Annotated in this window: 25 protein-coding genes and 1 pseudogene; 14 read left to right on the top strand and 12 right to left on the bottom strand. The window is 68.1% G+C overall.

Translation table 11 applies throughout. The features are described 5' to 3' along the window. The first annotated feature begins 14 nt into the window (after positions 1–14). Together AC1DBN_RS13880 and AC1DBN_RS13875 are read left to right on the top strand one after the other, a co-directional pair. A complete protein-coding gene (locus tag AC1DBN_RS13880; protein ID WP_477723466.1) occupies positions 15–902 on the top strand; it encodes a GAF domain-containing protein in 888 nt (295 codons plus the stop codon). Beyond that, a complete protein-coding gene (locus AC1DBN_RS13875; RefSeq protein ID WP_477723465.1) occupies positions 899–1,804 on the top strand; it encodes an SGNH/GDSL hydrolase family protein in 906 nt (301 codons plus the stop codon). The genes AC1DBN_RS13880 and AC1DBN_RS13875 overlap by 4 nt, the downstream gene beginning before the upstream one ends. A 12-nt stretch (positions 1,805–1,816) precedes the next feature. On the opposite strand, the gene AC1DBN_RS13870 is transcribed toward AC1DBN_RS13875, so the two are convergent. Then, on the bottom strand, positions 1,817–2,293 hold the full coding sequence (locus tag AC1DBN_RS13870; RefSeq protein ID WP_231994424.1) for a hypothetical protein: 477 nt from the start codon (positions 2,291–2,293) through the stop codon (positions 1,817–1,819). Between the two features lie 76 nt (positions 2,294–2,369). Continuing rightward, entirely contained in the window at positions 2,370–3,722 is a 1,353-nt protein-coding gene (locus tag AC1DBN_RS13865) for a uracil-xanthine permease family protein (protein ID WP_091717325.1), read from the bottom strand. A 238-nt stretch (positions 3,723–3,960) separates the two neighbouring features. Between AC1DBN_RS13865 and AC1DBN_RS13860 the strand changes: the two genes are divergently transcribed. Then, positions 3,961–4,566 (top strand): malonic semialdehyde reductase, encoded by a 606-nt coding sequence (locus AC1DBN_RS13860; RefSeq protein WP_012631002.1) that lies wholly within the window; start codon positions 3,961–3,963, stop codon positions 4,564–4,566. Between the two features lie 233 nt (positions 4,567–4,799). Here the strand turns inward: AC1DBN_RS13860 and pgm are convergent, their stop codons facing one another. Beyond that, positions 4,800–6,461, bottom strand: a complete 1,662-nt coding sequence (pgm, locus tag AC1DBN_RS13855; RefSeq protein WP_197676728.1) for a phosphoglucomutase (alpha-D-glucose-1,6-bisphosphate-dependent) — start codon at positions 6,459–6,461, stop codon at positions 4,800–4,802. Positions 6,462–6,734: 273 nt separating this feature from the next. Between pgm and AC1DBN_RS13850 the strand changes: the two genes are divergently transcribed. Next, the gene (locus tag AC1DBN_RS13850) at positions 6,735–7,679 is read left to right on the top strand and encodes a nuclease-related domain-containing protein (protein ID WP_091717328.1); all 945 of its coding nucleotides are present in this window, start codon (positions 6,735–6,737) and stop codon (positions 7,677–7,679) included. On the opposite strand, the gene AC1DBN_RS13845 is transcribed toward AC1DBN_RS13850, so the two are convergent. Further along, positions 7,639–8,586 (bottom strand): LysR family transcriptional regulator ArgP, encoded by a 948-nt coding sequence (locus AC1DBN_RS13845; RefSeq protein ID WP_091717330.1) that lies wholly within the window; start codon positions 8,584–8,586, stop codon positions 7,639–7,641. The two genes, AC1DBN_RS13850 and AC1DBN_RS13845, sit on opposite strands and share 41 nt — an antisense overlap. 94 nt (positions 8,587–8,680) lie before the next feature. Here AC1DBN_RS13845 and AC1DBN_RS13840 point away from each other — a divergent pair, with 94 nt between their 5' ends. After that, positions 8,681–9,253, top strand: a complete 573-nt coding sequence (locus AC1DBN_RS13840; RefSeq protein WP_477723491.1) for a LysE/ArgO family amino acid transporter — start codon at positions 8,681–8,683, stop codon at positions 9,251–9,253. A 59-nt stretch (positions 9,254–9,312) separates the two neighbouring features. Further along, positions 9,313–9,885, top strand: coding sequence for a DUF4190 domain-containing protein (locus AC1DBN_RS13835; protein ID WP_477723464.1), 573 nt, complete (start codon positions 9,313–9,315; stop codon positions 9,883–9,885). A gap of 104 nt (positions 9,886–9,989) precedes the next feature. Here the strand turns inward: AC1DBN_RS13835 and AC1DBN_RS13830 are convergent, their stop codons facing one another. After that, positions 9,990–10,688 (bottom strand): FadR/GntR family transcriptional regulator, encoded by a 699-nt coding sequence (locus AC1DBN_RS13830; RefSeq protein WP_091717336.1) that lies wholly within the window; start codon positions 10,686–10,688, stop codon positions 9,990–9,992. A 136-nt stretch (positions 10,689–10,824) separates the two neighbouring features. Between AC1DBN_RS13830 and AC1DBN_RS13825 the strand changes: the two are divergent. The 3 genes and pseudogenes from AC1DBN_RS13825 to AC1DBN_RS13815 all read left to right on the top strand — a co-directional run bounded on the left by AC1DBN_RS13825 (position 10,825) and on the right by AC1DBN_RS13815 (position 14,999). Continuing rightward, a pseudogene (locus tag AC1DBN_RS13825) lies at positions 10,825–12,193 on the top strand (SLC13 family permease). A gap of 60 nt (positions 12,194–12,253) precedes the next feature. Then, positions 12,254–13,480 (top strand): CaiB/BaiF CoA transferase family protein, encoded by a 1,227-nt coding sequence (locus tag AC1DBN_RS13820; protein WP_091717340.1) that lies wholly within the window; start codon positions 12,254–12,256, stop codon positions 13,478–13,480. Position 13,481: 1 nt separating this feature from the next. After that, positions 13,482–14,999 carry a carboxyl transferase domain-containing protein gene (locus AC1DBN_RS13815; RefSeq protein ID WP_091717342.1) on the top strand — a complete coding sequence of 506 codons (1,518 nt, stop codon included), beginning with the start codon at positions 13,482–13,484 and terminating at the stop codon, positions 14,997–14,999. Positions 15,000–15,140: 141 nt separating this feature from the next. Here AC1DBN_RS13815 and AC1DBN_RS13810 read toward each other — a convergent pair whose 3' ends face one another. From AC1DBN_RS13810 to AC1DBN_RS13790, 5 genes are all read right to left on the bottom strand, one after another. Next, positions 15,141–15,581, bottom strand: coding sequence for a LapA family protein (locus tag AC1DBN_RS13810; protein WP_091723769.1), 441 nt, complete (start codon positions 15,579–15,581; stop codon positions 15,141–15,143). A gap of 80 nt (positions 15,582–15,661) precedes the next feature. Then, positions 15,662–16,066: a hypothetical protein gene (locus AC1DBN_RS13805; RefSeq protein WP_091717344.1), complete on the bottom strand. Its 405-nt coding sequence runs from the start codon at positions 16,064–16,066 to the stop codon at positions 15,662–15,664. Positions 16,067–16,148: 82 nt separating this feature from the next. Beyond that, positions 16,149–16,352: a hypothetical protein gene (locus AC1DBN_RS13800; protein ID WP_091717346.1), complete on the bottom strand. Its 204-nt coding sequence runs from the start codon at positions 16,350–16,352 to the stop codon at positions 16,149–16,151. A 111-nt stretch (positions 16,353–16,463) separates the two neighbouring features. After that, positions 16,464–16,694, bottom strand: a complete 231-nt coding sequence (locus AC1DBN_RS13795) for a hypothetical protein (protein WP_091717348.1) — start codon at positions 16,692–16,694, stop codon at positions 16,464–16,466. Positions 16,695–16,812: 118 nt separating this feature from the next. Further along, positions 16,813–18,222, bottom strand: coding sequence for an amidase (locus AC1DBN_RS13790; protein ID WP_314212215.1), 1,410 nt, complete (start codon positions 18,220–18,222; stop codon positions 16,813–16,815). Between the two features lie 112 nt (positions 18,223–18,334). Between AC1DBN_RS13790 and AC1DBN_RS13785 the strand changes: the two genes are divergently transcribed. The 3 genes from AC1DBN_RS13785 to AC1DBN_RS13775 all read left to right on the top strand — a co-directional run bounded on the left by AC1DBN_RS13785 (position 18,335) and on the right by AC1DBN_RS13775 (position 19,954). Next, positions 18,335–18,661, top strand: coding sequence for a rhodanese-like domain-containing protein (locus AC1DBN_RS13785; RefSeq protein WP_091717352.1), 327 nt, complete (start codon positions 18,335–18,337; stop codon positions 18,659–18,661). Then, on the top strand, positions 18,661–19,641 hold the full coding sequence (pheA, locus tag AC1DBN_RS13780; RefSeq protein ID WP_314212212.1) for a prephenate dehydratase: 981 nt from the start codon (positions 18,661–18,663) through the stop codon (positions 19,639–19,641). The genes AC1DBN_RS13785 and pheA overlap by 1 nt, the downstream gene beginning before the upstream one ends. 94 nt (positions 19,642–19,735) lie before the next feature. Next, on the top strand, positions 19,736–19,954 hold the full coding sequence (locus AC1DBN_RS13775; protein WP_091717356.1) for a hypothetical protein: 219 nt from the start codon (positions 19,736–19,738) through the stop codon (positions 19,952–19,954). A 28-nt stretch (positions 19,955–19,982) separates the two neighbouring features. On the opposite strand, the gene AC1DBN_RS13770 is transcribed toward AC1DBN_RS13775, so the two are convergent. After that, positions 19,983–21,062 carry a diacylglycerol/lipid kinase family protein gene (locus tag AC1DBN_RS13770; RefSeq protein WP_314212208.1) on the bottom strand — a complete coding sequence of 360 codons (1,080 nt, stop codon included), beginning with the start codon at positions 21,060–21,062 and terminating at the stop codon, positions 19,983–19,985. A 90-nt stretch (positions 21,063–21,152) separates the two neighbouring features. Between AC1DBN_RS13770 and serS the strand changes: the two genes are divergently transcribed. Together serS and AC1DBN_RS13760 are read left to right on the top strand one after the other, a co-directional pair. Beyond that, positions 21,153–22,433, top strand: coding sequence for a serine--tRNA ligase (serS, locus tag AC1DBN_RS13765; protein ID WP_091717360.1), 1,281 nt, complete (start codon positions 21,153–21,155; stop codon positions 22,431–22,433). Positions 22,434–22,584: 151 nt separating this feature from the next. Next, positions 22,585–23,640 (top strand): hypothetical protein, encoded by a 1,056-nt coding sequence (locus AC1DBN_RS13760; protein ID WP_477723463.1) that lies wholly within the window; start codon positions 22,585–22,587, stop codon positions 23,638–23,640. Positions 23,641–23,731: 91 nt separating this feature from the next. On the opposite strand, the gene AC1DBN_RS13755 is transcribed toward AC1DBN_RS13760, so the two are convergent. After that, positions 23,732–24,235 (bottom strand): GNAT family N-acetyltransferase, encoded by a 504-nt coding sequence (locus AC1DBN_RS13755; protein WP_477723462.1) that lies wholly within the window; start codon positions 24,233–24,235, stop codon positions 23,732–23,734. Positions 24,236–24,393: the final 158 nt, after the last annotated feature.

Here is a 24,393-nt window from a genome sequence, read left to right as displayed (position 1 = left end):
CCTAGGCGTGGAACATGGCCGCTGAACCCTCGGGGCAGGTTGGCTGGGGACCGCTTCCATCGCCCCCGGAGCCCGTTTTCGACAGCAAGGACGTCGAGAACTATCTCTGGGAAGTCACCCATGAGTTCATGCGCGACGTCAAGGGTGAACAGCGCGGCATCGGCTGGGCGGCCACCCTCTTCAGGCTGGGAAAATCCCACACCCTCGCGGCGAGCACCGAGCAGGCGCGGGAGGCGGACCGCGAGCAGTGTTCGTTCGCGGACGGCCCCGTCATGGAAGCCATGCGGACCGGCGAGTTCGTCCTTCTCTCCGACCTCAGCCGGGACTGGCGCTGGCCCGGATACTCCAGTGCCGCCGCTGCGCACGGCGTGCAGTCCCTGCTGTCCGCGCCCATCGCCTCCGAAGGCGGGGCGAGTGCCGCCATCAACCTTTACGCGGCCGCCGCGCATACCTTCACCAGTGACGACCTTGTCCGGTGCCGCACGTACGTCCACCAGGTGGCCCGGGCGCTGCGCGTGGTAGTACGCGTCGGTGAACGTGCCGAAGCCACGGCGGGCATCGCCGTCGTGCAAAGCTCGCTGGTGCTGGTGGACCTGGCCGTCCGCAGCCTCATGAACGAATACGGGCTGAGCCGCGAGGGCGCGCTGAGGTTCCTGCAGACCCAGGCGGTCCACCACGAACTGGACCTCCGGGACGCGGCGCTCAACGTCGTCGCGCCCAACGCCGGGATGGGACGTCCCGGTCCGGCACCGGCGGCACCTCCGCCGGAGATGTACGACGGCGTCACGGGCTTCCAGCCTGCGCCGGCGGCCGAGCTGGGGCACGCCTCACAAGGCGCCCCAAGGGCGGGGGCTGCAAGGAAGCAGCGCCCGCGTCCAACCGCGGGAAGGAGAACGGCATGATCACCGACGATCGTGGACTGAACAGGACCGGCGAGGGCCAGGTGCTGCACCCCTGGCACCGTTTCGTCGCCCTGGGGGACTCCTACACCGAGGGCATTGGCGATCCCGAACCACGCAGCCTGGGCGGTTTGCGCGGCTGGGCGGACCGGGCGGCGGAGGAACTCAGCGACGGGCAGCCGGACTTCGCCTACGCCAACCTGGCCGTCCGGGGACTGCTGCTGCGGCAGATCCTGGACCGTCAGCTGGCACCCGCGCTTGCCCTGAAACCTGACCTGATTGCCATGTCCGGCGGCGGGAACGACATCCTCTTCAAGCGCGGCAACCCGGACAAACTGGCCGAAAAGCTGGATGCCGCCGTCGGGGTGCTGTCCGCCACCGGCGCCACCGTCCTCCTCTATGCCGGGCCGGACTGGGGCAACACGCCCGTCTTCAGTACCATCCGCGGCAAGGTGGCTGTCTACAACGAGAACATCCACACCATCGGTGCCAGGCACCACTGCGTGATGGTGGATCTCTGGTGCCTGCCCGAGCTCCAGCATGCTGCCATGTGGGATCCGGACCGGCTGCACCTTTCCCCGCTGGGCCACCACGCGGTTGCCGTGGCCACGCTCAACGCCCTGGGCGTTCCGCACACCCTGCAGCCCTTCCAGCCCAAACCCCTTCCGGACCAGGGCTGGAAGCACGCGCGGGCAGAGGACCTGGTGTGGGCGCGGCAGTACTTCGTCCCCTGGATCCTGAGGCGGATCCTGCATCCTGAGGACGAATCGCTGACCGCCAAGCGTCCGCTGCCCGGGCCCATCTTCGGGTTGGGCCGGCCGGGACCGTTCCCGCCCGGCCACCCCGTGGCGGGCCTGAACCCCGGCATGTCGGGCGGCCCGGCGCCGCAAGGGCAGGCCGCCTAGCCTGCGGCAGCTCTAGCGGGCAGAGGGCCGGCGTGCGTCCCGGATCAACAAGATGAGTGCCGGGACTCCCGCCACTGCGGCCGGAACCGCGAGCAGTAGCCCGTATCTTGGCAAGAACGCTGAGACGGCTGCCGCGGTGACGGCTGCAGCCAGGGCCGCGATAAGGGCGCCGGACAGCCGCTTTCGGACGTCCCTGGCGTTGAAGAAGCGGAAACCGCCGAGGCCCGCGGTGACCAAGGCAAAGGCGATAATGCCTCCGGTCAGGACGGCGGTTCCTGGCCCGGGAGCATCCTTGAGGCGGTCAATCAGGGCAATGGGCACTGCCAGCATCCAGGCACTGAGCAGGACCGCGAGGATGCATCCTGCCAAGCGGGACTTGGGTACCGGATCCAGGGTGTAGATCTGGCCGGACGGCAGATCCCCCTGCTGGACGTGGCGGTGGTTTGCCGGCGGCGTCGATTTCGGCAGGCGCATGAAACTCTCAAGCATTTGATTCCCCAGACGTAGTGCTTGACGTCCTTTCACCCTACATGGGGTGCCGGGAACGGCTATCTGAGCAAGCGGCTCAGCGCTTCTTGGGGCTGCGCTTGGTCGCCGCGTTCAACGCAGACCTGACCGCCGGCGGCAGCCCGCCCTGCTCGGTCTCGGGCTCGGCTACGGTTCCGCGGGCCTTCGCGATGCCACGCATGCCGTGGTAGATCACCAATGCCGCGGCGGAGCCCAGGGCGATGCCGGTGAACTTCAGGTCTCCGATGGTCCAGGTGTAGTCGGCGATGCCGATGATCAGGGCGACGGCGGCCGTGGTCAGGTTGACGGGGTTGGAGAAGTTCACCTTGTTCTGCACCCAGATCTTCACGCCCAGGATGCCGATCATGCCGTACAGCATGGTGGCAGCACCGCCCAGTACTCCCTGCGGGACCGTGGCGATGAGTTCGCCGAACTTCGGGGAGAAGCTGAGCAGGATGGCGAACATGCCCGCCACCCAGTAGGCCGCCGTCGAATAGACCTTGGTGGCAGCCATGACGCCGATGTTCTCGGCGTACGTGGTGGTGCCGGATCCGCCGCCGAAGCCCGCCAGGACCGTCGCGGCGCCGTCGGCCATCAGCGCGCGCCCGGAGACGCCGTCGAGGTTCTGGCCCGTCATGGCGGCCACGGACTTCACGTGGCCGATGTTCTCTGCAACCAGCACCAGCACCACCGGGACGAACAGGCCCAGGACGCCGATGTGGAACTCCGGTGTCTGGAAGTGGGGGAGGCCCACCCATGCGGCGGCGTCCATCTTTTCGTAACTGACCTCGCCGCGGAGCATGGCCACCAGGTAGCCCACCACCACGCCCACCAGGATGCTCAGCCGGCCCAGGATCCCGCGGAACAGCACGCTGACCAGGATGATCGTGGCCAGCGTGATGACGGCGGTGATGGGGGCGGCGTCGAAGTTCTGCTTCGCGGCGGGCGCCAGGTTCAGGCCGATCAGCGCCACGATGGCGCCGGTGACGATGGGCGGCATGAGCCGGTTGATCCACCCGGCGCCGAACTTTTGCACCACGGCGCCCACCAGGGCCAGGGTGGCACCGGCCAGCACCACGCCGCCGAGGGCACCCGGAATGCCGAACTGCGCCTGGGACGCGGTGATGGGTGCGATGAACGCGAAGCTTGAGCCGAGGTAGCTGGGCACGCGGCCCTTGGTGACCACCAGGAACAGGAGCGTGCCGATGCCGGAGAAGAACAGCGTGGTGGCCGGCGGCATGCCGGTGATGATGGGCACCAGGAACGTGGCGCCGAACATGGCCACCACGTGCTGCATGCCCACGCCGATGGTCAGCGGCCACGCCAAACGCTCATCCGGGGCCACCACCTGGCCGGGCTTGATGGATTTTCCGGTGCCGTGCAGCTTCCATTTGATTCCGAGCATGCTCATGGGAAGGAATGCCTTTCAGGGGGTGCCGCGAGGGGGCGAAGATCAACTCGCTCAAGAATACCGCCAGCCCTGCAGGGAGGCTGCCGTCCGCAGCATGCCGTGAAGAGCCGGGGATCCGCTGTGTCCAACGTCACCTGCCGTCACGGGAAGAGGCGGCAAGCAGTTGAAGTTGCAACTATGGAAAGCAACCAGAGGCCCACCCCGGCAGGCGGGGGGAGCCGCAGCGAAAGGTACGCGAATGACCATTGCCCATGAAGAAGCGGTTATCGATTCGGCAGCCGTTGACGCCATCTTCGCCCAGGCCCGCACCGCCAACTCCTTCACCGGTGAGGTCACCGAGGAGCAGGCCCAGGCCATCTACGAGCTGACTAAGTTCGGGCCTACCGCGTTCAACTCCCAGCCGCTGCGCGTCACCTACGTCCGCTCGGACGAGGCCCGCGCCACCCTGGTGGACACCCTCTCCCGCGGCAACCAGGCCAAGACGGCCTCCGCTCCGCTGGTGGCCATCCTCAGCTACGAGACTGACTGGGCCGGCAAGTGGGACAGCTTCCTCCCCGGCTACAACGCCCCCAAGGCCATGTACGACGCCGATCCCGCCCTGGCCGCCAGTACCGGCAACAACAACGCCCACCTTCAGGCCGGCTACTTCATCCTTGCCGTCCGCTCGCTCGGCTTCGCCGCAGGCCCCATGACCGGCGCCGACTTCGCCGCCATCGACGCCGCCTTCTTCCCGGCCGGCGACCAGAAGAGCTTCCTGGTGGTCAACATCGGCCAGCCCGGTGAGGAAGCCTGGGGCGCCGCCAAGCCCAAGTTCTCCTACGACGAGGCCGTCCGCACCGTCTAACCACGCTCACGCGCGCTCACTTGTGGTGCCTTTTCCGCGAACGCGCGCTCACATGTGGTGCCTTTCCCACGAACGCGCGCTCGCATCCGCGGGCTTAAGAAGCTAACGCCCGCTCACTTCAGGTGAGCGGGCGTTAGCGTTTTAACCACCGTTAGTGAGCGGGCGTTCGCCTTTTAACCGCCGCTAGTGAGCGCGCGTTTGGCTTGGGGCCAGCACAGGCGGGCGGACGCGGGTCAGGCGATGACGCTGTCCACCAGGGCCTTGGCTTCGGCCTGGACCTGCTTCAGGTGCTCCTCGCCCTTGAAGGACTCGGCGTAGATCTTGTAGACGTCCTCGGTGCCGGACGGGCGGGCGGCGAACCAGGCGTTTTCCGTGACCACCTTCAGGCCGCCAATGGAAGCGCCGTTGCCGGGGGCTTCGGTGAGCTTGGCGGTGATCGCCTCGCCTGCCAGTTCCGTAGCGGTGACGTCCGACGGCGAGAGCTTGCCGAGTGCCGACTTCTGCTCCCGCGTGGCGGCGGCGTCGATCCGGGCGTAGACAGGTGCGCCGAACTGGTCCGTGAGGCCCTTGTACAGCTGCGACGGGGACTTGCCGGTGACGGCGGTGATCTCGGATGCGAGCAGGGCCAGCAGTATGCCGTCCTTGTCCGTGGTCCAGACGCTGCCGTCCAGCTTGTTGAAGGACGCGCCGGCCGATTCCTCGCCGCCGAACGCCCCGTCGCCGGAGAGCAGCCCGGGGACGAACCACTTGAAGCCCACGGGAACCTCCACCAGCTTGCGGCCCAGGCTTTCCGCCACGCGGTCAATGATGGAGGAGGACACCAGGGTCTTGCCCACCACCGATGCCGGGTTCCAGCCGCTGCGGTTGCGGTACAGGTAGTCGATGGCCACGGCGAGGTAGTGGTTCGGGTTCATCAGGCCACCGTCCGGCGTAACGATGCCGTGCCGGTCCGCGTCCGCGTCGTTGCCCGTGGCGATGTCGTAGGCGGTGGACCCGTCCGCGCCAACGGTCATCCGCTGGATCAGCGAGGCCATGGCCGACGGCGATGAGCAGTCCATGCGGATCTTCTCATCCCAGTCCAGGGTCATGAAGGCCCACTGCGGGTCCACGGTGGGGTTCACCACGGTGAGGTTCAGGTGGTGGCGCTCGGCGATCTCGCCCCAGTAGTCCACGGAGGCGCCGCCCATGGGGTCGGCACCGATCCGGACTCCGGCGTCGCGGATGGCGTCCAGGTTCAGGACGGACGGAAGGTCGTCCACGTAGCTGGAGAGGAAATCGAACTTGCCCGTGGTGTCCGCTGCCTGGGCGTCGGCCAGCGGGATGCGCTTGACGCCGCGCAGGCCGTTTTCGAGCAGTTCGTTGGCGCGGTTGGCGATCCAGCCCGTGGCGTCGGAGTCTGCCGGGCCGCCGTGCGGCGGGTTGTACTTGAACCCGCCGTCCTGCGGCGGGTTGTGGCTGGGGGTGACCACGATGCCGTCCGCCTGCGGGGCGCCGGCACCGGCGTTCCGGTTGTAGGTGAGGATTGCGTGGCTCAGTGCCGGGGTGGGCGTGTAGCCGTGCCGGGCGTCGACCAGCACCTGGACGCCGTTGGCGGCAAGGACCTCGAGGGCCGAGTTCTGTGCCGGCTCGCTCAGGGCGTGGGTGTCCTTGGCAAGGAACAGGGGGCCGGTGACGCCCTGCGCCGCCCGGTATTCGACGATGGCCTGGGTGATGGCCACGATGTGCTTTTCATTGAACGAGGCCTTCAGGCTCGATCCGCGGTGACCCGACGTGCCGAACACCACGCGCTGGCCTGGGTCACCCAGGTCCGGCGAGATGTCGTAGTACGCATCGAGGAGCGCTGTGATGTCAACAAGGTCCTGGGGTTGGGCAACTGTACCCGCGCGGCTAGCCATGGGACCTAGCATGCCAGAACCTCGCCGGAGTCAAAACGGCAGGCCCACATTCCGGCCCCTGTGACGGCGGCACGTCATCGAAAACGAGCCGTTAACCAAGTAGCCAACCTGAGTACATGCCCCGAAAAGTACCTATATACCGGCCCCTGCGCGCGCTGTTACTTTCGAAAAATCCGGAAGGCTATCCACAGCCTCCCGGCTCGAACAACCACAGCAGGGGACGACGGCGGCCCGCCGCTTTTCGCCCGTCCGGCACGGAAGCAGGGACGCACCATGGGGGCAGGAGACGGGGCAGCCGAACAGTCCAGGCTGGCCGCTGAGCGGGTAGCCAGGCTCAAACGCCGGCTGGATGCGGCCGAGCGCTCCACAAAGGCGTGGGATGCGGGGGCCGTGGGCGAACGCGTGGTGGCGGACAAGCTCAGCGAACTGGTCCCGCACGGCTGGTACGTGCTGCACGACGTGCACTGGCCCGGCCGGCCCAAGGCCAACCTGGACCACGTCCTGGTGGGGCCCGGCGGCGTGGTGGTGGTCGATTCCAAAAACTGGACCGGCGAGGTGCGGGTGGCATCGGGAGTGCTCTGGCAGGGCCGGTATGCGCGGACCCAGGCAGTGGAAGGCGCACTGGCGCAGTGCGCCGCCGTCGCCTCCGTGCTGGCGCCGCCGCACCGCCGGCTGGTCCGGCCGCTGATCTGCATGGCCGCCCAGCCTGACCTCTTTGGCGTGACGAACTCCGATGTCGCCGTCGCGGGCAGCCAGCGCGTGGTGGCTACCATCGAGGCGCTGCCGCCGGTACTGGACCACCAGGCAGTCGTGGGACTTTATGCCCAACTGGGGGAGGAACTTACCCACGAGCAGGAGCCCGGCATCACGGCGTTCCGGAATGTCCGGCCGGGAACCGTGGTGCGGCCTGCGGGCGGCCTCCCGCCGGCCGGTCCAGGAAACGCCGGTCCGCGGACGGGCGCTCCCGGCGCGGACCGTCGCAGCACGGACAATCACCGGACAACCGGTCCTGACCGGAGCCGGAGCGGCAGTGTTTCCCGGCATCCCGCCGGGCGTGCCGTCCCGCCGGCAGGCGCCGGCGGAGCGGCCCGAACCGCTGCCGGCCGGAACCGAAACGGGAAACCGCAGGCGCGGGGCGGCACCAGCGCGGGCAGGCTTGCGCTCCTGGCGGCCTTCGTTATTTTTGCGGTCTACGTGCTGCCGTTCTGGATGCGCTGAGTTTGCTGCCGGCACTGCGGCCGTTCTCCGAAGCGGTTGTGCGCAGCTTGCCAAGGCCGGCGTCGCGGACCGCCTCGCCCATCCGGCGGAGCCGCTCCGAGTCCAGTGACCAGGATTGCCAGTAGAGCGGCACATCCTCGTGGGCGTTCTTCCCGAGGAGGACCAGCGAGCCGCGGGCCAGCTCGTTGCCGAGCTGCAATTCAGGGAGCATGCCCCACCCCAGGCCGGCTTTGATGGCCGCCAGGAACCCTTCCGACGACGGAACCGTGTGGGTGGGCGGAACCTGCCCGACGCCTTTCGCCGCCAGCAGCCCGCGCTGCAGGTTGTCCTTGGCATTGAATTTCAGGACCGGCATCCGGGCCCAGTCCACCGAGCTGCCCTTGGTGAACCGTTGACGCAGGGCGGCTGCGGCCACCGGGACGTACCGCATGTGGCCCAGCAGCTCCACCCGGCAACCGCTGACGGGGGCGGGATCGGAGGTGACGGCACCCATGACGTCACCCTGGCGCAGGAGCTGGCTGCTGAAGCCCTGGTCCTCGACGTGGAGGTCCAGGGTGGTGTCCTGCCACGTGGCCGCCACGGCGAGGACGGGCACGAACCACGTGGCCAGCGAATCCGCATTGATGGCCACCGGCAGGGTGGCGCGGGAGGCTGTGGCGGTGCCCAGCGCAGTTGACGCTTCGGCCTCGAGGACCTGCACCTGGCGGGCCATCCGGAGCAGCACGACTCCGGCGTCGGTGGGAACGCAGGGGACCCGCCGGCGCACCAGGACCTGCCCCGTGGAAGCCTCCAGCGCCTTGATGCGCTGGCTGACGGCGGACGGAGTGACGCGCAGGAGATCGGCCGCGGCCTCGAAGGTGCCTTCATCAATGACGGCCATCAGTGCGCGGAGATGCTCGAGGTTCATGAAGAAATTCTAATGTAGGCAAAGAATCAATCGTTTGTCTTTAGATCCTGTGGTCCGTACCGTCGGATGCATGTTGATGACAGGAATCACCGGGATGCTGACGGGGCTGGCGCTGATCGTTGCCATCGGTGCCCAGAATGCCTTCGTGCTCCGCCAGGGCGTCCGCCGCGAGCACATCGGCGCGGTGGTTGCCGTGTGCATGGCCGGTGACGCTGCCCTGATCCTGGGCGGGACCGCCGGAATCGGCGCTCTGGTGACCCGCTTTCCCGAAGCCCTCGAAGTCCTCCGGTGGGGCGGAGCTGCCTACCTCGCCTGGTTCGCGGTGCGCTCCTTCATCTCGGCGCTAAAGCCGTCCGCCCTTGCGCAGGGCACGCCCCGGTCCAAGGGGTCGGTGGTGGCCAGTACTGTGGCGCTGACGTTCCTGAACCCGCACGTGTACCTCGACACGGTGGTGCTCCTGGGAAGCCTGGCCAACCAGCAGGGCTCGGACCTCCGGTGGGTTTTCGCCGGCGGCGCCGTTGCCGGCAGCATCGCGTGGTTCTCCGCGCTGGGGTACGGAGCCAGGGCGCTGTCCGGGGTGCTCGGCAGCACGCGCACCTGGCGGTTCCTGGACCTCGGAATCGGCATCGTCATGCTTGGCCTGGCCGTCAAGCTGGTCCTGCACTGACGGCGCCCGGAAAGCCGCCGCAGGCGATAGGCTGGAAGCAACATTCCAGGGGGAAAACCATGACTGACCAGCCTTCCCAGCGCCCTGACTCCCAGTGGCACAACCCGTCCGGCAGCGACGGCACTCCGCCCGCGCCGCCGTCGGGGTATGAACCGCCGCCGTTCGTGCCTTTGCACGGAACCACCGCGCCGGGCTCCGACATCCCCCCGCCGCCGCTGTACCCGGGCCTTTCCGCGGAGTACGGCAGCAACCAGTACGGTGGCCCGCAGTATGGCAATGACCAGTACGGCAACCAGTACAGCGGCGCCAGCCCCTACGCCCAGCCGGGCCTGTACGGGCAGCAGGCCCAGTACGGACAGCCGGCGTACTACGGCATGCAGGCCGAGCCCAAGACCCTCAGCATCGCCAGCATGGTGTGCGGCATCGCGTCAGTGATCATGGGATGGCTGATGCTTCCGCAGCTTGCCGCCATCATCACCGGCCACATGGCCCTCAAGCGCGAACCTGCGGGCAAGGGCATGTCCATCACCGGACTGGTCCTGGGCTACCTCTGCCTGCTGGGGTACGGCGGCTTCTGGCTGCTGCTCATCATCGGGCTGGCCTCGTACTCGTCCTCAAGTTACGGGTACTGACCGCCGCCACCCCGCATGCCCCATCAGATCCGGTTCCTGAAACCCGGTTTTAGGAACCCATCTGACGGGGCATCTGCCGTTTAGCCGCGGATGGGGGAGCGGGGTCAGCGGAGGAGTTCGACGTCGGACACCAGCTCGATGTGCGCCAGCATCGCCTCTGCTGCGGCCTCCGCGTCCTGGTCCCGGATGGCATCGGCAATCCGCCGGTGTGAGGCCAGTGACTGTTCCGGCCGCCCCGGTTGCCCGAGGGACTCCATCCGCGTTTCCAGGATCATTTCGGCGATGAATGCCATGAGCTGCGCCAGCACCGAGGAATGCGCTGCTGCGGTGATCGCCTCGTGGAAGAGCTCATCGCCATGGGTGCCGCGGTCGCCGTCGCTGATTTCCGTGGCCATGACCTCGAGAGCGTGATCGATCGCTTTCAGGTCCTCGTCCGTGCGCCTCGCAGCGGCCAGTGCGGCCAGTTTTCCTTCCAGCGTGCTCCGTGCCTCGACGATTTCCGGCAGCCGGCTCCGGTGTTCGCGGAGGCCCTTGATTACTGACGCAACGCTGGGCCGCCGGGCGAGCACGGCTCCCGTCCCGTGCTGCACATCGATGACGCCCAGCACTTCCAGCGCCACGAGTGCCTGGGCCAGGGTGGCGCGCGAGACCCCCAGCCGTTCGGCGAGGTCGCGCTCTGCCGGCAGGAGGTCGCCGGGCTTCAGCTGCGCCGATTCGATGTAGGCAAGGATCTGCTCCACCAGCTGTTCGTAAAGCCTTGGCCGCGAAACCCGTTCCAGTCCCAGCCGTGCTGTCTTCTCCACAAAGCCCTCGCTACATCGTCGGTCCCCTAAGAATACAGCGCGCTGCTATTGACAGATAGACTCACTGTCTAAGAGGCTAGTCCAGTGAGCCAGTAACTCACGTCACACTTTTTCTTTCCCCAATGGAGGACCAACGATGTCCGCTCCTGTTCTATCGATCATCATCCTGGCGGCGATGTTCCTGTTAGCCACCGTGCTGCCCCTCAATATGGGAGCCCTCGCCTTCGTGGGCGCCTTCCTGCTGGGCGCCCTGGTGCTGGGCATGTCCACGAACGAGATCCTGGCCAACTTCCCCGGGTGGCCTCTTCCTGACGATTGTCGGCGTCACCTACCTGTTCGCCATTGCGCAGAACAACGGCACCATCGACCTCCTGGTCCGCGGCGCCGTCAGGCTGGTGGGCAGCCGCGTTGCCCTCATTCCCTGGGTCATGTTTGCCATCACCGCCGTCATCACCGCTGTTGGCGCGCTGTCCCCGGCCGCCGTCGCGATTATTGCCCCCATCGCCCTCAGCTTTGCCGGCAAGTACAAGATCAGCCCGCTGCTGATGGGCATGATGGTGATCCACGGCGCCCAGGCCGGCGGGTTCTCGCCCATCGCGGTCTATGGCGTCACCGTCAACGGCATCATCGCCAAGACGGACCTCGCCTTCAGCCCCACGGCGCTGTTCTTGAGCAGCCTGATCTTCAACGTCGTCATCGCCGTGGTGCTCTTCGCCGTCCTGGGCGGCCGGGCGCTGCTGTCCTCCCGCGTGGGGCACTTCGTGGAGCAGGCTGCCGAAGCGCGGATGTCCGTCAGCGTGGGTGCCAAGGCCGGCACGGACGTTGCCTTCAAGGGCTTCGGCTCCGGCATGTACGGCCCCCGCGACCCCGCAGGCGACGGCGTTGCCGCCACCAGGGAACGCTCCCAGCGGATCCCGCAGCTGGTGACCATCGCCGGCCTGGTGGTGCTCGCCGTCGTCGCCCTGGGCTTCAAAATGGACGTCGGTTTCGTGTCCATCACCATCGCCATCGTCCTGGCCCTCGTCTCGCCCGCGGCCCAGAAGGGCGCCATCAACAAGATCAGCTGGTCCACCGTGCTGCTGATCTGCGGCATGCTGACCTTCGTTGGGGTGCTCGAAGAAGCAGGCACCATCGAATTCGTCTCCAACGGCGTTGCCGGTATGGGCATGCCCCTGGTGGCAGCGCTCCTCATCTGCTTCATCGGCGCCATCGTCTCGGCCTTCGCGTCCTCCACCGCCATCCTGGCCGCGCTCATCCCGCTCGCCGTGCCCTTCCTGTCCACCGGCGAAATCGGCGCCGTCGGCGTCATCTGCGCACTGGCCGTCGCCGCCACCATCGTGGACGTCTCGCCCTTCTCCACCAACGGCGCCCTGGTCCTGGCCAATGCGCCCGAGGGCGTGGACAAGGACAAGTTCTACAAGCAGATCCTGGGCTACAGCGGCATCGTCATCGTTGCCGGACCAATCCTCGCCTGGCTGGCGCTGGTAGTCCCCGGCTGGCTGTAGCCTCCACATTTCCACCCCGCCAGCGCTCCGCGCCACGCACTTCAGTAAAGGAACCAGCACATGAATGCAGCTGACCGTCAGCAAGGCCCCCTGGCCGGGCACACCGTCGTCGACCTGAGCCGTGCCCTGGCCGGCCCGCACGCCGGCATGATGCTGGCCGACCTCGGCGCACGCGTCATCAAGGTGGAGAACCCCGGAACCGGCGATGACACCCGCGGCTGGGGCCCGCCCTTCGTGGGCCCCGAGGATGACCTGCAGTCCACCTACTTCATGTCCTGCAACCGCAACAAGGAATCCATCAGCCTGGACCTGAAGAGCAGTGACGGGCAGGCAGTGCTCCGCGGGCTGCTGGAACGGGCGGACGTGGTGATCGAGAACTTCCGGCCCGGCGTCATGGACCGGCTGGGCTTCTCCACCGCCGCCATGCACGAGCTCAACCCGCGGCTGGTGATCCTCTCCATCACCGGCTTCGGCCATGACGGCCCAGAATCCCAGCGCAGCGGCTACGACCAGATCCTCCAGGGCGAGGCAGGGCTGATGTCCCTCACGGGGTCCGGCCCGGACGATCCGCAGCGTGTGGGCGTGCCGATCGCCGACCTGCTGGCCGGCATGAACGGCGCCACCGGCGTGCTGGCCGCGCTGGTTGAACGCGAACGCACCGGCCAGGGCAAGGTGGTCCGCACGTCGCTGCTCGCCTCCCTGATCGGGGTCCACGCCTTCCAGGGCACGCGCGCCACCGTGGCCGGCGAAGTCCCGCAGGCACAGGGCAACCACCACCCGTCCATCGCGCCCTACGGCCTGTTCAACTGCAAGGACGGCAGCGTCCAGATCAGCGTGGGCAGCGAGAAGCTGTGGGCTTCCTTCGCCGCCGCCTTCGGCCTTGACCCTGCCGCGCCCGGTTTCGCCAGCAACGCCGACAGGGTGCGGAACCGCCAGGAGGTGATTGCCGCCGTCGAACGCGCCTTCGCCCAGTACGGCGCGGTGGAACTGCTGGAGAAGCTGAACGACGCCGGGATCCCGGCAGGGAAGGTCCGCTCGCTGGACGAGGTGTACGCCTGGGAGCAGGTGGCCTCGCAGGGCCTGGTGGTGGATGTGGAACACCCCCTGCTTGGCACGGTCAGCCTGCCCGGTCCGCCGCTGCGGTTCTTCGCCCAGGGCGACGCCGCGGAGACGACCGTGAAGGACCACGCTGCGCCGCCGCTCCTGGACGCCGACGGCGGATCCATCAGGGAGTGGCTGGGGCTGGTTCCCGTCGCTGCCGCGGACGCGCCGGCCGGGGCGGAATAGCATGCCGACGTCGGAAAAGGTGCGCCACCTCAGCGCCGCGGAACTGCTGGACGCCGTGGTGGACGACGGTTCGTTCACGTCGTGGGACGCCGAACCGCAGCAGCCGGCCCTGAGCGAGGAGTACGCGGCCGACCTCGCCAGGGCGCGGGCACGCAGCGGCACTGACGAATCCGTGCTCACCGGCGCCGGCCTGATCCGCGGCCGCCGGGTGGCGCTGATCGTGAGCGAATTTTCTTTCCTGGCCGGCTCGATCGGCCACGCCGCTGCCGAACGGATCGTGGCTGCGGTGGAGCGCGCCACGGCGGAGGGCCTGCCGCTGCTGGCCGGTACCGCCTCGGGCGGTACCCGCATGCAGGAAGGCACCCTGGCGTTCCTGTCCATGGTTAAGATCACCGCGGCCGTCCGGGCCCACCGGCAGGCAGGCCTGCCCTACTTGGTCTACCTGCGCCACCCCACCACCGGCGGCGTCATGGCCTCCTGGGGATCCCTGGGCCACATCAACGTGGCCGAGCCGGGCTCCTTGCTGGGGTTCCTGGGCCCGCGGGTCTACGAGGCGCTGCACGGCGAAGCCTTCCCGGACAACGTCCAGGTGGCCGAGAACCTGTTCAGCAAGGGCCTGATCGACGGTGTGGTGGAACCCGGCAAGCTCGCAGAACTGGTGGGCAGGGCGCTGGACATCCTGATGCCGCGCCGGGCTTCCGGCTCCGCTGCCTGGCCTGAGGCCCCGGCCACGCTGGCCGTCCGGCCCGCCGAGGTGGACGCCTGGACCTCCATCGAGATTTCCCGCCAACCGCGCCGGCCCGATCTCCGCCAGCTCCTCAAGTACGGTGCCAGCGATGCCCTCCCGCTCAACGGCACCGGGCAGGGCGAAAAGGATCCCGGGCTGCTGCTGGCCCTGGCCCGGTTCGGCACGCAGTCCTGCATCGTGCTGGGCCACGCCCGCCCGCTCCGGAAGGACGCCGCCGGAATGGGGCCCGGTTCGCTGCGCGAGGCGCGGCGCGGCGCCAAGCTGGCCGAGGAACTGCGGCTGCCGCTGCTCACGGTTATCGACACCGCCGGTGCAGCCCTCTCACAGGAAGCCGAGGAAGGCGGCCTGGCCGGGGAAATCGCCCGCTCGCTGCACGAACTGATCGGGCTCGAATCGCCGTCGGTCTCGGTCCTGCTGGGCCAGGGCGCCGGGGGAGGGGCACTGGCCCTGCTGCCGGCGGACCGGACCATCGCGGCGCAACACAGCTGGCTGTCGCCGCTGCCGCCCGAGGGCGCGAGTGCGATTGTCCACCGCACCACGGATTTCGCCCCCGCGATGGCCCAGGCGCAGGGCGTCAACGTGGCGTCCCTCTACGCCAACGGGCTGGTGGACCACATTGTGGACGAGCGCCACGACGCGTCCCTCGAACCGCGCGATTTCTGCGCACGGATGGCGCACGCCATTGAGTACGAGCTCGCGTCCGTTGCCGCGGTGCCCGTGTCCCAACTGGTGGCGTCGCGGGCAAGGAAATTCCGGAACCTCGGCAGTTAGGCCCCGACGACGGCGGCGGGCACCGTGCTGGTGCCCGCCGCTGTTCGGTACTGCTTGTGTGCTGGACGCTTTTTGTTGGTCTGCCTCGCCAGGATGCCCTGCCGGCGACGCAGTGCCGGCCGCGGCTCTGCTGTTACTGCTTTAGCGGCGCTGCCGCACCCGTGCCCGGTGTGCGCTGGCCCGGAGCTGCAGGATCCGGGCGCCGCCGGCTGCCGCCACCAGGACTCCGCCGGTCACACTGGCGATGAACAGCGCCATGCCCAGCGGGACGGATCCCTCCAGGCCCAGGAACTTCACCAGCGCCTGCTCCTGGTTCTGCAGGATGAAGATAATCAGCAGGATCAGCAGCACCAGTGCGGCCACCACGGCCGCCCAGATGACACCGGTCCGGGTAACCTGGCGCTGGGCCGGCCCGCTGGTGGGCGCGGTGGCGGTGCCTGCGGCGGGTGTATCCGGGGAGTATGAGGGTGCATTGCTGTAGGGGGCGGTGCTGTCGGCTCCGCCTGCGAGGCCGGGGGAGGGCGTTCCGGCCCCTGGCTCCTGCCGTCCGTTGGATTCTGGCGTGGTCTGTCCGGCGCTCATGTTCATCCCCTTCCTGATGCTAAGCATGCTTATCACCCAACCCTAGCCGCGGGGATCCGCGCAGCACAACAGATATCGCTTCAGGTGCCGGCAAGGCGTTCAGCGTGGATGCGTTCCGCTGCCGTCAACTCACCCGCTTCATCCGCCAGCAGGGTCCAGCGCGACGTCGTGCCCTCCGGGCCCGTCTGCGAGCCCTGGGCCAGTGCAGCGCGGATCCGACGGCGGACCTCGCCTTCCTGCTCCGGCTCGGCCGCGAAGACGGTCCGCAGGTTCAGCGTCATGTCGTCTTGCTGCACGCCGTGCTGCTGAGCGGCGTTCTGTTGCGCCGACGTGCGGGTGGTGGCCGTGTGGTGGGCGGCGAGCGGGCACGGCGGCGGGTGCTCCCACTGTCCGCAGAGCGCCAAGGTGATGGCCGCCCCCGACGCCCCGGTATCGCCGTCGTACCCCATCCGGAGCGAGGCGGCGTGGACGTAGGCTGCGCGCATACCGCTATTCTCCCCTGTGGAACCCATCGGCCGGTTAACGGGGGCGGGACGGGCCGTGGAGGCCCGTCCCGATGCTGCGGAGTCAGACCCGCTCCTCGCTCCGCTCTGCGGAGGGGGTGCGGGGTGTTGGCGACCTGCGCCAACTCGGGAAGGCCCAGAACGTGTAGTCCTGTGCCTTGACCCGCGGTTCCGGAGTTCCTACCGGGGTTTCCTGCTTGGCTTCAGGCTTGCGGCTGGTTTCCTTCTTGTCGCTCCGCCCGAAATCCTTGTTGTATCCGTAGCACATCACAGACCTCCTTCCAGTGACTGCGCTTTAATCGTCCTCCCGAAAAGCCGGGGAGTCGACACCCGGACGGAACGGATCCGGGCCCGGGCGGCACCACTTTGGAGGGGGCGGCTACTGGCTGGCGGAGACCACGTCCGCAGCCTCGGCGGGCCCGTGGAAATCGCACGGCCCCGGGTGGCGGAGGGGCAGGAGGCAGGTCCTGCCGGAGGGCAGATGGACCAGGGCGCAGCGGCCGGTCAGCGCCAGGTCCTCACGGACGTTGGCGTTGCTCAGGTCGGGCCGGGTTTCGTCCACTTGCCCGGAAATGCCGGCGTCCGTGGTGGTGGGGTATTCGGCGTTCATAGTGGGCAACTCCCCGTCGAGCGGTGGCTGGATGGACGTGACGCCTTCCCAGTCTGCTCCCGCCGGGTTACGTGCGGGTTAAGGGAGCGTTAGGAGCAGATCAACAGGACGGGCACCGTTACAGGCCCAGCTGGTGCCCCACCTGCAGCAGCAGCTGTTCCGAGCCCATGGGCCCCACCAGCTGGATTCCCATCGGCAGGCCCTGGCCCGGGGTACCTTCTGTCCAGTGGACCGGGAGGCTGATGGCCGGCAGTCCGCACACATTGATCATGGAAGACCAGGGCGCGAATTCGCACTGCTTCCGGTAGTCGCCGTCGGCGTCTCCTGGCCATTGCGCCGCCGGCCACCGCTCGCCGCCGTGGCCCGTCCCGGTAAACCAGCCCACCGGCCGGGGCGTCTGCGCCAGGGCAGGCATCAGCATGAGGTCCCATTCGGCGTACTGCGCCACGGTGTCGTGCTGGAACTGCCGCAGGAAGGCTAGGGCCTCGGACAGCTTGGCGGGGCTCCGCTGCTGTGCCCGGCGGCGGAAGGTGCGGGTCAGTGGCGCGAGCAGCGCTTCCCGGTGCGGGCTAATGCGGGCGCTGCCTACGCCGGCGGTCCAGGCCGTGGTGAATGCATCGGGGTACCTGTTGTCGTAGCGGATCGCCGCTTCACCGAACGTATGCCCCGCGTGTTCCAGGAGCCGCTCGCCCGCCGCCAGGGCGTCCAGGGCTTCCTGGTCAGGCGTGAAGGGGAAGGTTGCCGACCACGGGCTGTCCAGTGTGACGCCGATGCGCAGCTTCCGCGGCTCCCGCTCCAGGGCGGCCAGGTAGCCGGCATCCGGAACCAGCGCGTCCATCATCAGGGCGGCGTCGGCGGCGGTCCTGGCCAGCGGTCCTGCGACCACCAGCCGGGCCGGATCGCCCTGGCTTTCCCCGCTGGGCACCACGCCGCGGCCCGGCTTCAGGCCCACCAGCCCGCAGGCCGCCGCCGGGATCCGAACGGAACCGCCGCCGTCGGTCCCGGGAGCGAAGGGGACCAGACCGGCGGCCACGGCGGCAGCGCTGCCGCCGGAGGAGCCGCCCGAGCTCCTGCTGGGGGCATACGGATTGCGCGACGGCGGTGCAACGCGGTTTTCGGAGTAGGCCGTCAGGCCGAATTCGGGCACCTGAGTCTTGCCGAGGGAGATGACGCCGGCTTCCCTGAGGTGCGCCACGAGGGGCGCATCCGCGGGTGCCGGCTTGTGGTCAAGGGCGGCGCTGCCGTGGGTGGTCACCACACCGGCAACATCGGTCAGGTCCTTGAAGGCCAGCGGCATCCCGTGCAGCAGTGGCAGTTCGCCGGTGCGGGAGCGGGAGTGGCGGGCGTCCGCGGCACGGGCCTGTTCGATGGCCTGCTCCGCCGTCACGGTGATGAAGGCCCCCAGCAGCGGATTGCGCTGCCCAATCCGGTCCAGGAAATGTTCCGCAGCTTCCACGGCCGAGACCTGGCCGCCGCGCAGGACATCCCGCAACTGGACGGCGGAGAGGCTGTGGAGCTCTTCGGGCACTGGTCCTCCTGGGGGTCTCCTAGAAGCGTAACGTGCCCGGCCGCAGGCCCTTCGGCGGGGTGCAAGCACTAGGCTGGAAGCTGACTTTCGATCTGCCACGAAGGGATTCCCCATGAGCGACTTCGATTCCGTGCCCGTCAACGATGTTCCTGATGACGCCGTCATCCTGGACGTCCGGGAAGACTACGAGTGGGTTGCCGGCCACGCAGAAGGTGCCCTGCACATCCCCCTGGACCAGATTCCGGCCCGGCTCGACGAGCTCGACCCGGACGCTGACGTCTACGTCATTTGCCGCACCGGCGGCCGCTCCTTCCGTGCCGCGCAGTGGCTGACCGGGCAGGGCTATACGGCGATCAACGTCTCGGGCGGCATGGACCAGTGGCTGGAGTCGGGCAAGCCCCTGGTCTCCGACAACGGGCTCAAGCCGATGGTGCTTTAGTGCCCGGCGCTGTGCCCACCTATTCGTTCCTCGGCCCCGAAGGAACGTTCACCGAAGCGGCGCTGATGCAGGTGCCCGGTGCGGGGGACGCCGTCCGGGTGCCTGCTTCCAACGTGAACGCCGCCCTGGATGCAGTCCGGCAAGGCTCCGCCCATGCTGCCATGGTGCCCATCGAGAATTCCGTGGAGGGCGGAGTCACTGCCACGTTGGACGCGATCGCCGGCGGCCAGGAACTGCGGATCGTCCGGGAAGTGCTGGTGCCCATCAGCTTCGTGCTGGTGGCACGTCCCGGCACCCGCCTCGGCGACGTCCGCAGGATCTCCACGCATGGCCACGCGTGGGCGCAGTGCCGTCTCTGGATGGATCAGCATATTCCCGGTGCGGAATACGTTCCCGGATCCTCGACGGCTGCTGCCGCAATGGGCCTGCTGGAGCCTGACTGCCATTACGACGCCGCCATCTGCGCTCCCCTGGTTGCGCAGGAACAGCCCGGCCTCCCGGTGCTGGCCGAGAACATTGGCGACAACCCGGGCGCAGTCACCCGCTTCGTACTGGTGAGCCGTCCCGGAAAGCTTCCGGAACGCACGGGCGCAGACAAAACCACAGTGGCGGTCCCGCTGCCTGAGGACCGTCCCGGCGCCCTGATGGAAATCCTGGACCAGTTCGCCAACCGCGGCGTGAACCTGAGCCGGATCGAATCCAGGCCCACCGGCCAGTACCTGGGCCACTACTTCTTCAGCATCGACGCCGACGGGCATGTGGGCGACGCAAGGATGGCTGACGCACTGGCCGGGCTCCACCGCATCAGCCCCGCAACCCGCTTCCTCGGCTCATACCCACGGGCGGACCGGCAGCCCATCGAGGTTCAACCGCACACCTCGGACCGTGCCTTCGCGGCGTCCCGGAACTGGGTGGAATCCATACTGGACACGGAATTATTGCAGGTGGAAAGCGGTTCCGGACCTTCGCCCACAGCGTAGGTAAATGCCGCCCGGGGTACTTCCCCGGGTTCTGCACTGTGCGTATGCTTGCCTGATCCACATGAAGAGTGGCCCCTAACGAAGGGAGCGGGTCATGTCAGCCGGCAGCAGCACCGAGAACGATGGCCAGGGGATGATCGTCAACCCCAAGCCCTCCGCCGACAACCAGGACTGGGACGGCGACGACGCCGACCGCGCCGACCGCCTGCGCTTCGAGGAAGAACAGGCGATGATCCGCGAGCAGTCAGAGGAACGTGCCCACGCAAAGGCCGCCTCGGAGGCCGCCAAAGAAACCAAGCCGGACCACCACTGAGTCCTGCCCCGCACCGGCGGCTGATCCGCTAAGCGGCAGTCCCGACGTCGGGCCCGGAAATCCCCCGGACCCGCACCAGCAGGGACGCCGGCTGCACCTGAACCGTGAGCTTGGTTGCCTCACCTGACGTGTCGCCGTCCAGCTGCGTGGGCATCGGTTCCGGGCACTTGATGACGATCCTGCCGGACCGGTACACGGTCATGATCGGCAGCTTTCCGCTGTGCTTGAAGATGATCTTGCCGTACATCAGCAGCCAGCCGAGCGCACTGCGGGGGCTCATCACCACCACGTCCAGCATGCCGTCGTCGATCATGGCCTGCGGAATGAGGTCGATGCCGCCGGGCACCAGGCCGCAGTTGGCGAAGAGCACGCTGCGGATGTTCCGGACCTGTTCCGGGCTGCCGTCCAGGGAGATGGACACCTTTTTGCGCCGGCCTGGAAGGTGCCGCATGCCGGACTCGGTGTAGGCGAGCCAGCCCACCGCCTTCTTCAGGCCGTCGTTCGTATCCGCCAGGACCTCTGCATCCATGCCGATCCCGGCAATCACCAGGAAAACGTGCTCCGAATAGGTGCCCGTGCGGGAATTCTCGATGGCCATCCGGGCCGTGTCGATGGAGCGCTGCCGGCCGAAGAGCGCGGTCTGGACGGAGCCGTGCAGGTCCGTGACGTCCACGTCCACGTTCCGTGCCAGCAGGTTGCCCGTCCCCAGCGGGATCAGTCCCATGGCCACATCCGTGTGCGCCAGTGCCTCGGCCACCACCCGGACCGTGCCGTCTCCGCCGCCCACCAGGACGACGTCCGGTTTGGTGGCCAGGGCTGCCTGCATCTGGGTGAAACCGGGGTCCTCGGCCGTGGTCTCGTAAAAGACCGGCTCATCCCAGCCGGCGGTGAGGCAGGCCCGCTGTATGGCCGCCCGTGCCTCGGCTGCGCGTGCCTTGATGGGGTTGATGATCACCGCCACCCGCTGCTTTTCCAGGCCGGGATCATAGGCGTCGCCGGCCACGGCGCTGCGCATATGCAGGGCCTTCAGCCGGCGTACGCCCCACCAGCTGGAGATGGCAAAGGCAAGGGCCACCGCTGTCAGCAGGTAGAGAATCCAGTCGCTCATGGTGGTTCCACAGTAGCCCGGCGGAAGGCGCGCCGGACCCATCTGTCCCGGCCGCCCGCCGTCGTGCGCTGTATTGGATACCCTTGTCAGGTGATCGACGTAAAAGACCTCAGCGAAAACCCGGACAAGTTCCGTGCCAGCCAGCGCGCCCGCGGCGCGGACGAATCAGTGGTGGACGCGATCATCTCCGCGGATTCCGCCCGCCGTGCCGCGCTGATCCGCTACGAAAACCTCCGGGCCGAGCAGAACGTGTTCGGCAAGAAGGTGGCGCAGGCCAAGGGCGAGGAAAAGCAGGCGCTGCTGGCCGAGGTCAAGGAACTGGCCAACTCGGTCAAGGCCGCGTCCGCCGAGGCAGACGCCGCGCAGACCAAGCAGGAAGAACTGCTGCGCACCGTCCCCAACCTCGTTGAGGACGGCGTTCCCGAAGGCGGCGAGGACGACTACGTGGTGGTCAAGACCGTCGGCACGCCGCGCGAGTTCCCGGACTTCGAGCCCAAGGACCACCTGGAGATCGGCGAGCTGATCGGCGCCATCGACATGGAACGCGGTGCCAAAGTTTCCGGTTCACGCTTCTACTTCCTCCGCGGCGTCGGTGCCCGGCTGGAGATGGCGCTGCTGCAGATGGCCATGGAGCAGGCCATCGATGCCGGCTTCGTCCCCATGATCACGCCCACGCTGGTGCGCCCGGAGACCATGCAGGGCACGGGCTTCGACGTGAAGCACGACGCCGAGATCTACCGTCTCGCTGAAGACGACCTCTACCTGGTGGGCACCTCGGAGGTGGCCCTGGCCGGGTACCACGCCGACGAGATCCTGGACTTCTCCGCCGGCCCCATCCGTTACGCCGGCCAGAGCTCCTGCTACCGCCGCGAAGCCGGATCGCACGGCAAGGACACCCGCGGCATCATCCGCGTGCACCAGTTCAACAAGGTGGAGATGTTCATCTACACCACTGTTGAAGAGGCCGCCGCCGAGCACCAGCGGCTGCTGGCCTGGGAAGAGGAAATGCTGGCCAAGTGCGAGCTGCCCTACCGGGTCATCGACACCGCGGCCGGCGACCTCGGCAACTCCGCGGCACGCAAGTACGACTGCGAAGCCTGGGTCCCTACCCAGGGCGCCTACCGCGAACTGACCTCCACCTCGAACTGCACCACGTTCCAGGCCCGCCGCCTGAACATCCGCGAGCGTGCGGTCAACGCCGAGGGCGTCGCCAAGGGCACACGCGCCGTGGCCACGCTGAACGGCACCCTGGCCACCACCCGCTGGATTGTTGCCCTGCTGGAGCACCACCAGAATGCCGATGGTTCGGTCAACGTGCCCAAGGCCCTGCAGAAGTACCTGGGCGGCCTTGAGGTCCTTCCGGTCCTGTAGGTTTCGTTTTTCCCGGGCTTGTTCGCGAATCCGAACCGTTACGGTTCTGATCCGCGAACAGGCTTAGGGCTCCCTCGAGGCGGTCCGACGGCTGTCCACATAGGGGTTTCGCTGACTGCCGTGTGGGCTGTTTGACCTGCATTCTGTGGGGATGGAGATCCCGCCTGGGCTGATCGATACCGCTGCCATCCTGCGCACCGGCGCCACCACCGACACCCTGCACCGAGCCTTCCGGGCGGGTCAGCTGGTCCGGATCCGGCGCGGCTTTTACATGCACACTGAGGACTGGCTGCGGGCGCGCCCTTCCGAACGCTTCGCATGGACGACGACGGCGGTGGCCAGGTCCGTCAAAGGTGCGGTTCTGTGCGGGCAAACGGCAGCCGTTGCCAGTGGGCTGCCCACGCTGGGGACGCCGCCCTGCGTTGAGCTGGCCACGACCCTTCCCGGCCGCAGCGGAACCCGCAAATCCACGGTCCTGGTCCTGGGCGAGAGCGGCGCGGCGGAGGAAGTCCGGCGGACGCGGTCCTACCCACTCCGGTACCGGCTTGGAGCCGTGCCGGAGCCCATCCGGTCTGGGGAATTCCTGTGTTCAGGGCTGATCCGGACCACGTTGGATGTCCTGGCAGCCGAGGAGTTGGACCAGGCCCTGGTGGTTGCCGACGGCGCTGCCCGCAGGCTTCGAGGGACGGGCGTCCTTGGTCCCGGCGACAGCCTGCTGACCGTGCCGGGAGTTGCGGCCGGCATCGCAGAGCTTCCTACGGCGGCTGGCCGGCGCCGCGCACAACGTGTGGTTGCCCTTGCCAGCCCGTTGCCCGAGTCCGTCGGAGAGTCCTACAGCCGGGCCGTTTTTGAGTTTCTCGGGTTCGAGCAGCCCGTACTGCAGCACGTCTTCAACGACGGTGCGGGCTTCATTGGCAGGAGCGACTTCTGGTGGCCGCGGCACGGCGTGGTGGGGGAGTTCGACGGCAAGGGCAAGTATGTCGAGACCGCGCAGCGGGACGGGATGACTGCAGAGGAAGCCGTCTACCGGGAGAAGCTCCGCGAGGACCGTATCCGCGCGCTGTGCCACGGCTTCGTCCGCTGGCGGTGGGCCGATCTGGTGGATCCCGACAAACTCCGGCGGAAGCTGCTGTCCGCCGGGCTTCGCCCGGGTGCCGGGATGCCAGTGGCCGTTGGTCAGAGGCTTGTTCGCAGATCAGAACCGTGAAGGCGCGGTTCTGCGAAGAAGCTTAGGAATGGGCTCGACGGCGCGCGGTTTGGAGGCGCGGCTTCTGCGGCCAGGCCAGTCGGGGGAGTGGTTAGCTGCTTGCGAGGTCCAGGGTGAAGACGGCGAGCTGGACCTTGGGTGCGGGCCGGGGCTTCTCGCGGTCGGGGCGGCGCACGTAGCCGTACCGCTCGTAGAGGTTTTGGGACCCGTGGTTGTCCACGCCGGTGTCGAGGACGATCCGCTCTGCACCCTGTGCCACGGCGATTTCCAACGCCCGGTCCAGCAGCAGCCACCCGAGTCCCCGGCGCCGGGCTTCGGGCAGCACGGCCAGCAGCCGGACTTCCGCTTCACCCGGCTCTGCCTGGCGCGCCAGGGCCGAACCGTGCTGCAGCACCGTCACCGTGCCCAGCAGTTCACCGGTGGTGGTGTCCTCGGCTACCAGCAGCTCGCCGGCCGCTGCCCGGGCCGCGGCGTCCGCCAGCAGGTCCAGCCGCTCGGCGTCGGGCTGCTTGGCTCCCGGCAAGTGGTGCCCAAAACCACGGAAGGTCAGCTCACCGACGGCCTCATATTCAGATTCCCGCACCGTGCGAATCACGGCGGTCTCCAATGCCTGTGTGGGGACTGTCAATGTTCCTGCCCTTCCGCCGTGGGGTTCGGCCGGCCTCGTCTTTACTTCCAACCCGCGCCTCCGGTCGGTGCTTCCAACCGGCGCTGGACCGGTCCTTGAACCGACAGGCTATCGGTGGGGCAGGC

The sequence above is a fragment of the Pseudarthrobacter sp. 10T415 genome, from assembly GCF_056394175.1.
Note: the sequence above shows the minus strand (reverse complement) of the source record. Positions and strands in the feature narration are given on the sequence as shown.